The 13660-nt window shown below is 74.1% G+C and carries 13 protein-coding genes; 10 read left to right on the forward strand and 3 right to left on the reverse strand.

Annotated features, from left to right (window positions below):
• Positions 1-28 precede the first annotated feature (28 nt).
• The 3 genes from ACFYMO_RS25810 to ACFYMO_RS25820 form a co-directional block, all read right to left on the reverse strand.
• Positions 29-781 carry a hypothetical protein gene (locus ACFYMO_RS25810; RefSeq protein ID WP_388549255.1) on the reverse strand — a complete coding sequence of 251 codons (753 nt, stop codon included), beginning with the start codon at positions 779-781 and terminating at the stop codon, positions 29-31.
• Positions 782-952: 171 nt separating this feature from the next.
• Entirely contained in the window at positions 953-3256 is a 2304-nt protein-coding gene (locus ACFYMO_RS25815) for a bifunctional salicylyl-CoA 5-hydroxylase/oxidoreductase (RefSeq protein ID WP_388549257.1), read from the reverse strand.
• Between the two features lie 7 nt (positions 3257-3263).
• Complete coding sequence (locus ACFYMO_RS25820) at positions 3264-4091, reverse strand: enoyl-CoA hydratase family protein (protein ID WP_366771003.1); 828 nt, start codon at positions 4089-4091, stop codon at positions 3264-3266.
• Between the two features lie 237 nt (positions 4092-4328).
• Between ACFYMO_RS25820 and ACFYMO_RS25825 the strand changes: the two genes are divergently transcribed.
• The 10 genes from ACFYMO_RS25825 to ACFYMO_RS25870 all read left to right on the forward strand — a co-directional run bounded on the left by ACFYMO_RS25825 (position 4329) and on the right by ACFYMO_RS25870 (position 13561).
• A complete protein-coding gene (locus ACFYMO_RS25825; protein WP_366771002.1) occupies positions 4329-5636 on the forward strand; it encodes an ATP-binding protein in 1308 nt (435 codons plus the stop codon).
• Positions 5633-6046 (forward strand): nucleotide pyrophosphohydrolase, encoded by a 414-nt coding sequence (locus tag ACFYMO_RS25830; RefSeq protein WP_388549261.1) that lies wholly within the window; start codon positions 5633-5635, stop codon positions 6044-6046. Before ACFYMO_RS25825 ends, ACFYMO_RS25830 begins: the two co-directional genes overlap by 4 nt.
• Before the next feature lie 103 nt (positions 6047-6149).
• Positions 6150-6605, forward strand: coding sequence for a DUF6099 family protein (locus tag ACFYMO_RS25835; protein WP_366771000.1), 456 nt, complete (start codon positions 6150-6152; stop codon positions 6603-6605).
• A gap of 18 nt (positions 6606-6623) precedes the next feature.
• A complete protein-coding gene (locus ACFYMO_RS25840; protein ID WP_388549263.1) occupies positions 6624-6830 on the forward strand; it encodes a hypothetical protein in 207 nt (68 codons plus the stop codon).
• Positions 6831-6970: 140 nt separating this feature from the next.
• The gene (locus ACFYMO_RS25845; protein ID WP_388549266.1) at positions 6971-7894 is read left to right on the forward strand and encodes an LLM class F420-dependent oxidoreductase; all 924 of its coding nucleotides are present in this window, start codon (positions 6971-6973) and stop codon (positions 7892-7894) included.
• Positions 7891-8811: a homocysteine S-methyltransferase gene (gene mmuM / locus ACFYMO_RS25850; RefSeq protein WP_388549268.1), complete on the forward strand. Its 921-nt coding sequence runs from the start codon at positions 7891-7893 to the stop codon at positions 8809-8811. Before ACFYMO_RS25845 ends, mmuM begins: the two co-directional genes overlap by 4 nt.
• A gap of 75 nt (positions 8812-8886) precedes the next feature.
• Positions 8887-10134: an arginine deiminase gene (locus ACFYMO_RS25855; RefSeq protein ID WP_366770996.1), complete on the forward strand. Its 1248-nt coding sequence runs from the start codon at positions 8887-8889 to the stop codon at positions 10132-10134.
• Between the two features lie 60 nt (positions 10135-10194).
• A complete protein-coding gene (argF, locus tag ACFYMO_RS25860) occupies positions 10195-11205 on the forward strand; it encodes an ornithine carbamoyltransferase (RefSeq protein WP_366770995.1) in 1011 nt (336 codons plus the stop codon).
• A 248-nt stretch (positions 11206-11453) separates the two neighbouring features.
• A complete protein-coding gene (locus ACFYMO_RS25865; protein WP_366770994.1) occupies positions 11454-12962 on the forward strand; it encodes an amino acid permease in 1509 nt (502 codons plus the stop codon).
• A gap of 203 nt (positions 12963-13165) precedes the next feature.
• A complete protein-coding gene (locus ACFYMO_RS25870) occupies positions 13166-13561 on the forward strand; it encodes a hypothetical protein (RefSeq protein ID WP_366770993.1) in 396 nt (131 codons plus the stop codon).
• The last annotated feature ends 99 nt before the right edge of the window (positions 13562-13660 follow it).

A 13660-nucleotide genomic window follows, 5' to 3' on the forward strand; every position in this document is an offset into this window, starting at 1 on the left:
TCCACCGTACGGCGGTGCGGGGGTCCCGTCAGGCGGAGCGGAGAGCGAAGCGCAGGGCGAGCTTCTCCAGCGCGTCGGCGGTGGCCTCCGGGTCGGTGAGCGGGCTCATATGGTGCGCGGTGCGCCGCAGCACCCGGTGCCCGAGGGCCTCCACCCGCATCGCGGTCTCCTCGTAGCGGGGGCTGAGCCGCAGGTAGGCCGTCCGGGCGGGGTCCGGGTCCGGGAGGGCGGACGGGGCGGGCTCCTGGAAGTAGGCGAGCGGCAGCCGCGGGAGACCGGCCCGGAACTGCTCGCGCAGCACCGGATCGGGGACCTCGTCGATCAGGTCCTGCTCGGCGAAGCAGATGTCCCAGGGCGGCAGCACGCCGTCCTCGGCGAGTTCGCGCAGCCGCGCTGCCTGCTCCGGCAGGAGGGCCGCCAGCCCGCTCCGCCCCGGGTGCGGCCACGGCGCGTCGACGTAGACCGTACCGGCCACGGTGCGCGGCGGGCGGTGCCCGCGGGTGAGCAGTTCGCGGAGCGCGGGCAGCAGGGCCCCGGCGGCGCTGTGCCCGGCCAGGACGACGGGCGCGGCGCGGACGATGGGGACGGCGGCAAGCTGGCGGGCCACGGCGTCGAGCAGTTCGGGGTAGTAGGGGCCCGGGGCGTCGAAGACCCCGGTCAGGGAGGGAACACTCACCGTGCGGCCCCGTACCCGCAGCGCACCGGCGACCGGTTGCCAGAAGAGGTCTCCGGCCAGCGGGTCGTGCACCAGCACCAGTTCGGCCTGGTTCAGAGCGGGCACAGTGCTCCCCTTTCCGGCTTCGGCGGGCGTGCGCGCCGGCTCGTGCCCGTCCGCGCCCCGGAGGCGCCTTCCCCGGAGGCGGGGGATCGCGAACGGACGCTCAGCCTAGACCCGTGCGGGGCAGCGAGGCCCGGGGATTACTACATACCGCGCAGTATGAAGCGGCAGGGGCTACAGGGACAGGCGGGGCTTCGGCGCATCGGTGCGGCCGGTGGGAGGTCTGCGGCTGCCGGCCCGGTACGGCTCGGGCCACGGCGCCCCGGGCCCTTCGTACTCCTGCTCGGCCGCCGCGTGCAGCGTCCAGTGCGGGTCGTACAGGTGCGGCCGGGCCAGCGCGCACAGATCGGCGCGCCCCGCGAGGAGCAGGGAGTTGACGTCGTCCCAGGAGGAGACGGCTCCGACGGCGATGACCGGGATGCCCAGCCGGTTGCGGATGCGGTCCGCGAACGGGGTCTGGTAGGAGCGGCCCAGCGCGGGGCGCTCGTCGGCGACGACCTGGCCGCTGGAGACGTCGATGGCGTCCGCGCCGTGCTCGGCGAAGGCGGCCGCGATCCGGACCGCGTCCTCCCCCGTGGTCCCGCCCGGCGCCCAGTCGGTGGCCGATATCCGCACCGTCATGGGGCGTTCGGCGGGCCACACCTCGCGCACCGCGTCGAAGACCTCCAGCGGGTAGCGCAGCCGCGCCGACAGCGGGCCGCCATAGCCGTCGGTGCGCCGGTTGGTCAGCGGGGAGAGGAAGCCGGAGAGCAGATAGCCGTGTGCGCAGTGCAGCTCGAGCAGATCGAAGCCCGCCCGGGCACCGCGCCTCGCCGCCGCGGTGAACTCCTCGCGGACGGCGGCCATCCCGGCCGGGGTGAGCTCCTGCGGGGTCTGGCTGACACCGGGGCGGTAGGGCAGCGGGGAGGCGGCGACCAGCGGCCAGTTGCCCTCGGGCAGCGGCTCGTCGATGCCCTCCCACATGCGTCTGGTGGAGCCCTTGCGCCCGGAGTGGCCGAGTTGCAGACCGAGCGCGGCAGTCGAGGACTGGCTGTGCACGAAGGCGGCGATCCGCCGCCAGGCCGCCTCCTGTTCGTCGTTCCACAGCCCCGCGCAGCCGGGCGTGATGCGGCCCGGCTCGGAGACACACACCATCTCGGTCATGGTCAGCCCGGCGCCGCCCAGGGCCCGCGCGCCCAGGTGGACGAGGTGGAAGTCGCCGGGTACGCCGTGCTCGGACCGGTACATGTCCATCGGGGAGACGACGACGCGGTTGCGCAGCTCCAGTCCGCGCAGCTCGAAGGGGGTGAACATGGGAGGGGTGCCCGGCGGGATCCCCGCCTCCCGTTCCGTCCCGGCGACGAACGCGGGGTCGCGCAGCCTCAGATTGGCGTGGGTGACGCGGCGGCTGCGGGTCAGCAGGTTGAAGGCGAACCGGTGCGGGGGCTGCGCGACATGGTCGGCCAGCTCCTCGAACCAGGCCAGGCTGGCGTGCGCGGCGCGCTGGGTGGACCGCACGACCGGCTTGCGCTCGGCCTCGTAGGCGGCCAGCGCGGCGGGGAGGTCGGGCTCCTCGCGCAGGCAGGCCGCGAGCGCCAGGGCGTCCTCGACGGCGAGTTTGGTGCCCGAGCCGATGGAGAAGTGCGCCGTGTGCGCGGCGTCGCCGAGCAGCACGATGTTCCCGTGTGTCCAGCGCTCGTTGACGACGGTGCGGAAGGCGGTCCAGCGCGAGCGGTTGCCGTGCAGCGTCCGCCCGCGCAGTGTCGCGGGGAACAGCGCGGCGCACCGCTCGGCCGCGGCGCGCTCGTCCAGCCGGTCCAGTCCCGCCGCCCGCCACACCTCCTCGCGGGCCTCGACCACGGCGGTCGAGCGGTCCGGCGCGTAGGGGTAGGCGTGCAGTTGGAGGATGCCGTGCGGGGTCTCGGCGATCTCGAAGCGGAAGGCGTCCGGCGCGAAGTCCGCGGCCAGCCAGATGTACCGGCAGCGGTGGGTGGTCAGCGCGGGCCGGAAGAGGCCGGCGTGCGCGGCCCGGGTGGCGCTGTGCACCCCGTCGGCGGCGACGACCAGGTCGTGGTCGCGGGCCAGTTCGGCGGCCGGGGGCGCCTGGGTGCGGAAGCGCAGCGCCACGCCGAGCCCGCGGCACCGCTCGTGCAGCACCGACAGGAGCGTGCGGCGGCCGAGCGCCGCGAAGCCGTGTCCGCCGGAGGTGAGGGTCCGGCCGCGGTGCACGACCTCGATCGCGTCCCACCGCACCAGATGTTCGCCCAGGGCGGCGAAGGCGTCCGGGTCGGCGTTCTCGATCCCGCCGACGGTCTCGTCGGAGAGGACGACGCCGAAGCCGAACGTCTCGCCCGGTGCGTCGCGTTCGTAGACCGTCACCTCGCGCGCCGGGTCGAGCCGCTTGAGCAGCAGCGCGGCGTACAGTCCGCCGGGGCCGCCGCCGATGACGGCCACGCGCAGCGCCCGATTCCCCCGGGCCGCCGGGTGCGCCGCTATCACGGCGCGCTCACCTGCCCCGCCAGGTCGGCGGCCGCTTCTGGGTGAAGGCCGCGTGGAACTCCTGGTAGTCCTCGCCGTGCATCAGCAGCGCCTGGGTGGCGGCGTCGAGTTCGACGGCGCCGGACAGCGGGAGGTCGAGCTCGGCGGTGAGCAGCGCCTTGGTCTGTGCGTGGGCGAGCGCGGGACCGTCCGCCAGCCGCCGGGCCAGTGCGTCCGCGGCGGGACCGGCCTCGCCTTCCTCGGCCAACTGGCTGAGCAGGCCGATCCGTTCCGCCTCCGGTGCCCGCACGGGCTCCCCCAGCATCAGGATGCGGGTGGCGTGGCCGAGCCCGACCACCCGGGGCAGCAGGTAGGCGGCGCCCATGTCGCCGCCGGAGAGGCCGACGCGGGTGAAGAGGAAGGCGAACCGCGCGGTGGGGTCGGCCACCCGGAAGTCCGCCGCGAGCGCGAGCACCGCGCCCGCGCCCGCCGCCACCCCGTGCACGGCCGCCACCACGGGGAACGGCGCCTCCCGCAGGGCGCGGACGACCTGTCCGGTCATCCGGTTGAACTCCAGCAGCCGGGCGGTGTCCATCCGCAGTGTGGCGCCGATGATCTCGTCCACGTCGCCGCCCGAGCAGAAGCCGCGCCCCTCGCCCGCGAGCACCAGGGCCCGGGTGCGGTCGCGGTGCGACAGTTCGGCGAGCAGGTCGCGGAGGTCGGCGTACGCCTCGAAGGTGAGCGCGTTCAGTTTCTCCGGCCGGTCGAGCGTCACGGTGGTGACGCCCTTGTCCTCGGCGACCCGCAGATGCCGCCATTCCTCGGTGCGCTGCGCAGATCCGGTGAACGGGCTCATCCCGCGGCCTCCGTCGCTCCGTCGGCAAACCGTCGGCCTCCCGCCCGGGTCGGTCGGGCCGGCGACCGCGTCGAACGTATCACTGGATTCTGACTGCCGTCATGAGTGCGCGATAGACAGTACGGGGCGGATCCCATGGCCGCCGCAGCACACTCCGCCGTCACCTGTCATCCGATCGGGGGAGCGCGGAGGTGCGGGAACGGTTCACCTCGCGGGCGCGTGCATACGGTCCCCGACATGCGAGCGGCACAGCACGGCGGCGGAGCCGCCGCCACTCTGGACGGCCGTGCGGACGGCATCGACGGCCCCGGCGAGCCCGGCGGCACCGCGGAGTTCCCACGCCCCTCCGCCGACGGCTCCGCCGGCGGGCCGGGAGGGGCCGCACGGGCGCCTGCCGTCAGCGCCCTGCACCTGTCCGCCTTCCGCGCGCTGCGCACCCGCACCGTTCCGCTGGGCCCCGTCACCGTATTGACGGGACCCAGCGGCATCGGCAAGTCCACCGTCCTGGAGGCGTACGAGGCGCTGGCCCGACTCGGCCAGGGCAGCACGCTGGACGAGGTGTTCGGCGCGCCGCCCGCCCCGCCCGCTGGGCACTCGCCCTACGTACCGCGGACCGCCCGGGCCGACCGCCAGGGGCGACGCGGCTTCCGGCTCGGCTGCACCGTGACGGGCCCGGCCGGACCGCTGCGCTTCGACGTCGCCGTCCAGGCGGAACCCGAACTGCGCGTCGTGGGCGAACGGCTGTCCGTGCAGTCCGGCGGGACGCTGCTCTCCACGGCGCTGCGGGACCCGGCCCGGCGCGCGGTGGCGGCCACCTGCCCGGCGGCGGGCTCGTCCCGGACGCTGCGGATGCCCGACGACCGGCTGACCCTGCCGCTGCTGCCGCTGCGGGTCGCCGGAACGACACCCGGGGAGCAGGCGCTGCTGGAGGCAGTCGAGCAGGTCGTGGTCGCGCTGCGCTCGGTCTTCGCCTGTGCACCGGTGCCCGCGCGGATGCGGGAGCCGGTCGCGGTCCGGGACGGGAGGCTGCGCGGCGACTGCGGCAACCTCGCGGACGTGCTGCGCCGCACCAGGTCGGAATGCGGAACCCGGCACACGGCCCTGCTGGCCGCGGTGCGGGAAGGCTGCGCAGGGCCGGTCGCCGAGCTGCGCGCGGAACCGGCCGGGGGCGGCCGCGGGCAGGTGTCGGAGCTGGTGCGGGGCGTCCTGGTACGGGACGACGGCGGGCCGGGCACACCCCTGGAGTGGCTGGGCGAGGGCGAGTTGCGGTTCACCGCGCTGGCGCTCGTCCTGCTGACCGGACCCGGGGTGCTGTCGGTGGACACGGTGCACGAGCTCCCTGCCGCACGGCAGGCGCTCACGGTGCTGGCGGACGGCGCGGACCGGGGGCTGGACGGGCGGCAGGCGGCCGAACTCCTGTCACTCGCCCGGCGGATGGCAGAGCGCGGCCATGTACGGCTGCTGGCCACGAGTACCGCCGGCGGCGCACTGGCCCGGGAGGCGGCGCCGACCGGCGAGCCGCTGCTGGTAGACCTTGGAGGGTGAACGCAGAGCACGACGACGCAGACGAGGCACGTAACGGCGCCCAGGACGGGGCCGGCGGCCACCGGGAGGCCCCCCGCACGGTCGCGGAACTCCAGCGACGACTCGCCCGGTTCGCCGAGGCGCGGGCCTGGGGGCAGTACCACACCCCCAAGAACCTGGCGGCGGCGCTGAGCGTGGAGGCGGCCGAACTGGTGGAGATCTTCCAGTGGTTGACCCCGGAGCAGTCGGCGCGGGTGATGGCGGACGCGGAGGGCGCCGCGCGGGTCGAGGACGAGGTCGCGGATGTCCTCGCGTACCTGCTCCAGTTCTGCCACGTGGTGGGGGTCGACCCCCTCGCGGCACTGGAAGCGAAGATCGAGAGGAACGAAACGCGTTTCCCGAAGCCCGGAACCGGTCACTCTATGGAGTGAAGAACTTCGTTGCGCGAGCCTTTTATCCACGATATTCCGAAACCTCCCGGCGGAGCTGGCCCATTTCAGTCACGTTGGGTAATGACCAGTGAGGGGTAGGCAGATGGACGCAGGCCGGCTCATCGCCGCCACACGCCAGGCCCTCGCGCTCAGTGCGGACGTGTCCGACACTCTCACCGAGGCATGGCAGGCGCAGGCACTCGCGGCGGCGGTGGGCAGCCATCTCGCGGTCAGCGGCCCCCCGGCGGTGCGGTCGGAGGCACTGGGCCTGAGCGAGGTGGGCGGCAGGGCCAACGGCTCCAGGAACCAGGCGATGCGGGCCGGAGCGGTGCGCGCGGCCCAGCTCTCGGAGATCGACGATCCCCGTCGCACACTGGACGATCTGGGCGCGCTCCTGGGCGAGGCGGGGGTCGCCCTGGTCGGCGTCGCGGTCACGGCGGAGGAGGAGGCGCTGTACTGGCAGTGCATGGAAGCCATCGACGCGGCCGACGAGTCGGGCGACCGGATCGCCGCGATCCTCCGCACTCTGGCCATGCGGGAACGCGGCAGCCTGGCCTGACCCCAGGGCGACCGCACGGTGCTACTCCCCGCAGCCTGCGACGAGTTCGTACCCGGCCTCGTCCACCGCCTCGCGGACGGCCGCGGGGCCGGGAAGCGCGGCGCCGAGGAGGGGGACGCTGTCGTGCTCGACATCGACCACCACCTCGGCGCCCCCGGGAGTCGGCCCAGCTCCGCGGTGACGGCCTCGGCGCAGTGGCCGCAGGCCGTGCCCAACACCGTGTAGCTGCGGCCGCGGGCACCCGGCGCGCTCACGCGGCGACCTCCGGGGCGTCCGGGAGATGCCGCGTTCCCTCCGGGACGTGGCGGGCGGCCAGGGCCGGTACCGGCGCCCCGCAACGCCGGGCGACCAGGCAGTATGGGGGCATGCGACTGCGAATCTTCACCGAGCCCCAGCAGGGGGCCGACTACGACACGCTGCTGAAGGTCGCGAAGGCCACCGAAGACCTGGGCTTCGACGCGTTCTACCGCTCCGACCACTATCTGGCCATGGGCGACTCCGACGGACTGCCCGGGCCCACCGACGCCTGGATCACCCTGGCCGGGCTCGCCCGGGAGACCAGCCGCATCCGGCTGGGCACGCTCATGACCGCCGGAACCTTCCGGCTGCCGGGGCCGCTGGCGATCCAGGTGGCCCAGGTGGACGCCATGTCGGGCGGCCGCGTCGACTTCGGCCTGGGCGCGGGGTGGTTCGAGGCGGAGCACACCGCCTACGGCATCCCCTTCCCCAAGGAGAAGTTCGGCCGGCTGGAGGAGCAGCTCGCGATCGTCACGGGGCTGTGGGAGACCCCGGCCGGTGAGACGTTCAGCCACCAGGGCACCTACTACCAGCTCACGGACTCCCCCGCGCTGCCCAAGCCGCACCAGGAACACATCCCGGTCCTGGTGGGCGGCTTCGGCGCCACGCGCACGCCGCGGCTGGCGGCGCGTTACGCGGACGAGTTCAACGTGCCCTTCGGCTCCCTCGCGGACACCGAGCGGCAGTTCGACCGGGTGCGGGCCGCCGCCCGGGAGCGCGGCCGCGACGCCGCGGAGCTGGTGTACTCCAACGCGCTGGTGGCCTGCGTGGGCCGGGACGACGCGGAGGTGGCCCGCCGCGCTGCGGCCATCGGCCGCGAGGTGTCCGAGCTGAAGGAGAACGGACTGGCGGGCACACCGGAGGAGGTCGTGGACCGGATCGGCCGGTTCGGCGAGCTGGGCAGCTCCCGCGTCTACCTCCAGATCCTCGACCTGGGCGACCTGGACCACCTGGCACTGATCGCGGACCAGGTGCAGGCCAAGCTGTCGTGACCCCGCATCCCGTGTCCCCGCTCGCCCAGGCGCTCGACCGGGGCACCGTACTGCTGGACGGCGGGCTCGCAGACCAGCTGACGGCCCAGGGCAACGACCTCGGCGACGAGCTGTGGTCGGCCCGCCTGCTGGCCGAGGCGCCCGGGGAGGTCGAGGCCGCGCACGCGGCGTACGTCCGGGCCGGGGCGCGGGTACTGATCACCGCCGGCTACCAGGCGTCGTTCGAGGGCTTCGCGCGCCGGGGGTGGGATGCGGCGCAGGCCGCGGCGCTGTTCCGGCGCAGTGTGGAGCTGGCGCGGGCGGCGGCGCGGGGCGCGACCGGCGAGCAGGTGTGGGTCGCGGCCTCGGTCGGCCCCTACGGCGCGGTGCTCGCGGACGGCAGCGAGTACCGGGGCCGGTACGGACTGGGCGTCGCGGAACTGGCCGACTTCCACCGGCCGCGGATCGAGGCGCTGGCGGCGGCGGAGCCGGATGTCCTCGCGCTGGAGACGGTACCCGACGCGGTGGAGGCCGAGGCGCTGCTGCGGGCCGCGGCGGACTGCGGGCTGCCGGTGTGGCTGAGCTGCACGGTGGCGGGCGGGCGCACCCGTGCGGGGCAGCCGCTGGCGGAGGCTTTCGGGCCCGCCGCGGGCAATCCGCAGGTGCTCGCGGTCGGCGTGAACTGCTGCGCGTCCGAGGAGGTGGACGTGGCGCTGGAGGCGGCCGCGCGGGCGTGCCCGGGGGTGCCGCTGGTCGCCTATCCGAACAGCGGCGAGGGCTGGGACGCGACGCGGGCCCGGTGGACGGGGTCGCCGTCGTTCGCGGCGGGGCGGGTTCCGGGTTGGGTGGCGCGCGGGGCCCGGCTGGTCGGCGGCTGCTGCCGGGTGGGGCCGCGGGACATCGCCGCGGTGGGGCGGATCCTGCGGCAGGACGGCTGAATCGGGCGGGGCGCGTGCGGCGTCGGGGCCTGTCGACTCCTCGCGGTGCGCGGGGCGCTCCGTCAGGATGAGCGCATGGGATTCCATGTCGACTCCGAGACCGGGCGGCTGCGCCGCGTCATCGTGCACCGGCCGGGGCTCGAACTGAAGCGGCTCACCCCCACCAACAAGGACGAGCTCCTCTTCGACGATGTGCTGTGGGTGCGCCGGGCGCTGGAGGAGCACGACGCGTTCGCCGGCACGCTGCGCGAACTCGGCGTCGAGGTGCACCTGTTCGGGGATCTGCTGGCGGAGGCCCTCGACGTCCCCGCCGCCCGCGCGCTGGTCCTGGACCGGGTCTTCGACGAGAAGGAGTACGGGCTGCTGGCCACCGGCCACCTGCGGGACTCCTTCGACCGGCTGCCGACGGCCGAGCTGGCCGAGGCGCTGATCGGGGGCATGACCAAGCGGGAGTATCTGGAGCGCTGCGCCGAACCGGCGTCGGTGCGCTTCCATGTGATGGACGAGGACGACTTCCTGCTGGCCCCACTGCCCAACCACATCTTCACCCGGGACACCTCGGCGTGGGTCTACGACGGGGTGTGCATCAACGCGATGCGCTGGCCGGCGCGGCAGCGCGAGACCGTCCACTTCGAGGCCGTCTACCGGCACCATCCGCTGTTCGCGGCCGCCGCGGACGGCGGTCCGAGCGGCGGTTTCCACACCTGGGCGGGCGGCCAGTCGGCCTACCCGGCCACCATCGAGGGCGGCGACGTGCTGGTGCTGGGCAACGGCGCGGTGCTGGTCGGGATGAGTGAGCGGACCACCCCGCAGGCGGTGGAGACGCTGGCACACGGGCTGTTCGCGCAGGGCTCGGCCCAATCGATCGTCGCGCTGGACATGCCCAAACGCCGGGCCTTCATGCACCTGGACACGGTGCTGACGATGGTCGACGGGGAGACCTTCACCCAGTACGAGGGGCTGGGCATGCTGCGCTCGTACACGATCGAGCCGGGGGCCGGCGACCAGGAGCTGAAGGTCTCCGACCACGCCCCGGAGCACATGCACCGGGCCATCGCCGCGGCGCTGGGGCTGGACCGGATCCGGGTGCTGACCGCGACGCAGGACGTGCGCTCCGCCGAGCGGGAGCAGTGGGACGACGGCTGCAACGTGCTGGCCGTCGAGCCGGGTGTCGTGGTGGCCTACGACCGGAACGTGACGACCAACGCCCACCTGCGGCGGCAGGGTGTCGAGGTGGTGGAGATCCCCGGGGGCGAGCTGGGACGGGGGCGCGGCGGGCCGCGCTGTATGAGCTGCCCGGTGGAGCGCGACCCGGTCGTATAGGAATTCGGTGTGCCGTATACAATTGCGGACAGCACTGCACGCGCGCACCTAGGAGCCCCCATGGCAGCAGATCTCACCGGCCGCCACTTCCTCAAGGAGCTGGACTTCACGCCGGAGGAGTTCGGCGGCCTGGTCTCCCTGGCCGCCGAACTGAAGGCGGCGAAGCGGGAGGGCACCGAGCAGCCGCGACTGCGGGGCCGGAACATCGCGCTGCTCTTCGAGAAGTCCTCCACGCGCACGCGCTGTGCCTTCGAGGTCGCCGCCGCCGACCAGGGAGCGCACACCACCTACCTGGACCCGGCCGGCTCACACCTGGGCGTGAAGGAGTCCATAAAGGACACCGCGCGCGTGCTCGGGCGGATGTTCGACGGGATCCAGTACCGCGGCAGCGGCCAGGAGAAGGTCGAGGAGCTGGCCGCGCACGCCGGGGTGCCGGTCTTCAACGGGCTCACCGACACGTGGCACCCCACCCAGATGCTCGCCGACGTGCTCACCATGACCGAGCACGCACCGGGCGCGCCCGGCCGGCCGCCGGCGGAGCTCGCATACGCGTACCTGGGCGACGCGCGCAACAACATGGGCAACTCCTACCTGGTCACCGGGGCGCTGCTGGGGATGGACGTACGCATCGCCGCCCCGCGCCCGCTGTGGCCCGAGGAACCGGTGGTCGCCCGGGCCCGTGAGGTCGCCGAGCGCACCGGCGCGCGGATCACCCTGACCGAGGACGTGGCCGAGGGCGTCGCCGGAGCCGACTTCCTCGCCACCGATGTCTGGGTCTCCATGGGCGAGCCGCAGCAGGTGTGGGCCGAGCGGATCGCGCTCCTGAAGCCGTACGCGGTGACCATGGACGTCCTGCGGGCCACCGGGAACCCCGAGGTGCGCTTCCTGCACTGCCTGCCGGCCTTCCACGACCTGGGCACGGCGGTGGCCCGGGAGATCCACGAGCAGCACGGACTGACCTCGCTGGAGGTCACCGACGAGGTGTTCGAGTCGGCGTACTCAGTCGTCTTCGACCAGGCCGAGAACCGGCTGCACACGATCAAGGCCGTGCTGGTGGCCACGCTGGGCTGAGGCCGACCGAGCACACACCCGGCCGAGCACACCGAAGCCGGCCGGACACCCGTCACCCGTACAGCTGTGCGCATAGTCATACGGATATCCGCGGGATCATGCAGGCGCGGCACTTACGATGGAGGACACCTCGAAGGGTCCGGGCACCCGCCCGGACCCTTCCCTTGTGTCCCCGTGCCAGGCATCCCTGCGCACGTCCCGCCTGTGCACCCACCCCGTGCACACCCCCGCACCATCCTGGAAGTCCCATGCCACGCACCGGCCTGCGTCTGAAATCCCCCGATCTGCTGGTCGCCGAGTCCGGCGCCGATCTGGAGGGGCACGGCCTCAAGCGCACTCTCGGCCCGTTCCAGCTCGTGTGCTTCGGGGTCGGCGCGATCGTCGGAACCGGCATCTTCGTCGGTCTGTCCGACACCGTCGCCGAGGCCGGTCCCGCCGTCCTCGTCTCCTTCGTCCTGGCCGCACTGACCTGCGTCTTCACCGCCTTCTCCTTCGCCGAACTGGGCAGCGCCATCCCGGTCTCGGGCAGCTCCTACTCCTACGCCTACGCCGCCCTCGGGGAGCGTGCGGCGTTTCTGGTGGGCTGGTGCCTGCTGCTGGAGTACGGCGTCTCGGTCTCCGCCGTCGCGATCGGCTGGGGGCAGTACCTCAACGAGCTGCTGGAGAACACCGTCGGGGTGCGCATCCCGGCCGCCCTCGCCGACGCCCCCGGGCACGGCGGCGTCGTCAACGTTCCCGCGGTGGTCGTGATGCTGCTCGCCGCCGTGCTGCTGGTGCGCGGTGTGCGGGAGAGTGCCCGGGCCACGGCCGCGATGGCAGTGATCAAGGTCGGCATCCTGGTGCTCTTCTGCGCCATCGCCTTCACCGCCTACGACGCCGGGAACCTCTCACCGTTCGCACCCGAGGGCCTGGGCGGCATCGGAGCGGGCGCCTCGCTGGCCTTCTTCTCCTTCATCGGGTTCGACGCCATCTCCACGGCCGGTGAGGAGGTCAGGAACCCGCGCCGGAACGTCCCGCTGGCGATCCTGGTGACCATCGGCTGCGTGGCGCTGCTCTACTGCCTGGTGTCGGTCGCGGCCATCGGCGCGATGCCCTGGGAGCAGGTGGGCGGCAAGCCCGCCGCGCTCTCGCTGATCGTCGACCACGCCACGGGCTCGGCCTTCGGCTCGACCGTGATCGCGCTGGGAGCCGTGGTGGCCATCGCCTCGGTGGTGCTGGCGGTGATGTACGGACAGACCCGGATCCTGCTGTCGATGTCCCGGGACGGGCTGGTGCCACGGGTGTTCGCACGCGTCTCGCCCCGGACCTCGACCCCGGTCGCCAACACCTGGATCGTCGCCGTCGTCTTCGCCGTCCCCGCCGCCGTGGTGCCGCTGGACGTCGTGCTCGACATGACGGTGATCGGCACCCTGGCGATCATGGCCGTGGTGAACGTCTGCGTCCTGGCGCTGCGCCGCTCGCAGCCCGGACTGCGGCGCAGCTTCCGGGTGCCGTTCACCCCCTGGTCGCCGCTGCTGGGCGTGGCGCTGAGCCTGTATCTGATGTCCGGGCTGCCGCTGGTGACCTGGATCCAGTTCGCGGTCTTCCTGGCGATCGGCGCACTGGTCTACTCCCGCTACGGACGGCCCCGCTCCCGGTTGGCCGGCGCCGCCGGGGGACAGCCCCCGGGCGGGAAGTCCCCGGGCGGCACCCCCGCGGGCGGAGAGTCGCCGAACGGGGACCCGTCGGCCGCGTCCCGTTCCTCGGTCGGGGCCTGACGGCCCGCAGACCCGGCCTCCGGCCGCCGGTTCGGCACCCGCACGGCGCCCCGGCGCGGGTACGGTGCACCCGGCGGCCCCCGCGCGCCCAGCGCCCCTTACCGCGGTGCGCGTCGGCGCACGGTGCCACCGACCACCGGCGGTACGCCCCGCACCGGCCCGCGGGCCGCGGGAGCGGGGCGAGTGAGAGAGCGGAGAGTGCAATGCGCGTGGGACTGCTGAGGGCTGTCGGAGCGGCGACGGCCGTGTACGGAGCCGCCGTCACGGCCTGGCCCGCGCTGTTGGCGAAACCGTCCGGGCTGGTGGACCAGGACGGCCGGACCGCGCCCGACACCCGGACCTCGCTGCGTCCGCTGGCCTGGCGGGACGCGGCCAGCGGCCTCGCCCTGGTGCTGGCGCCGGAGGGCGCCCCGCTGCGAACAGCAGCCTGGCTGCGGATCGCGGCCGACCTGGGCGACGCCGTACTGCTCGGCGCGACCCTCCCCCGCGCCACCCGCGCCAAGGCGGTGGCCGTCTCGGTGGGCTGGTGCGCGCTGTCGGTGGCCGCGCTGTGCGCGGGCCGGGAGGACGCGGACGCGCAGGCAGCCGGGAGGGATTGACCCCGCAACCCTCCCTCGTGCGGCCGCCACGCCCAGGTGCCGCCCGGGAGCGCGTTGCCCGCCCGGCACCGCGGTGCCGACGCGCCCCACCGCCGCGTC

This window comes from Streptomyces sp. NPDC007025 (assembly GCF_042869455.1).
Classification (GTDB): Bacteria; Actinomycetota; Actinomycetes; order Streptomycetales; family Streptomycetaceae; genus Streptomyces.

Coding starts and splice junctions, on each gene's coding strand:
- ACFYMO_RS25820 (WP_366771003.1), bottom strand. CDS start 4,091: ATGAGCCCGTTCACCGGATCTGCGCAGCGCACCGAGGAATGGCGGCAT.
- ACFYMO_RS25825 (WP_366771002.1), top strand. CDS start 4,329: ATGCGAGCGGCACAGCACGGCGGCGGAGCCGCCGCCACTCTGGACGGC.
- ACFYMO_RS25835 (WP_366771000.1), top strand. CDS start 6,150: ATGGACGCAGGCCGGCTCATCGCCGCCACACGCCAGGCCCTCGCGCTC.
- ACFYMO_RS25845 (WP_388549266.1), top strand. CDS start 6,971: ATGCGACTGCGAATCTTCACCGAGCCCCAGCAGGGGGCCGACTACGAC.
- ACFYMO_RS25855 (WP_366770996.1), top strand. CDS start 8,887: ATGGGATTCCATGTCGACTCCGAGACCGGGCGGCTGCGCCGCGTCATC.
- argF (WP_366770995.1), top strand. CDS start 10,195: ATGGCAGCAGATCTCACCGGCCGCCACTTCCTCAAGGAGCTGGACTTC.
- ACFYMO_RS25865 (WP_366770994.1), top strand. CDS start 11,454: ATGCCACGCACCGGCCTGCGTCTGAAATCCCCCGATCTGCTGGTCGCC.
- ACFYMO_RS25870 (WP_366770993.1), top strand. CDS start 13,166: ATGCGCGTGGGACTGCTGAGGGCTGTCGGAGCGGCGACGGCCGTGTAC.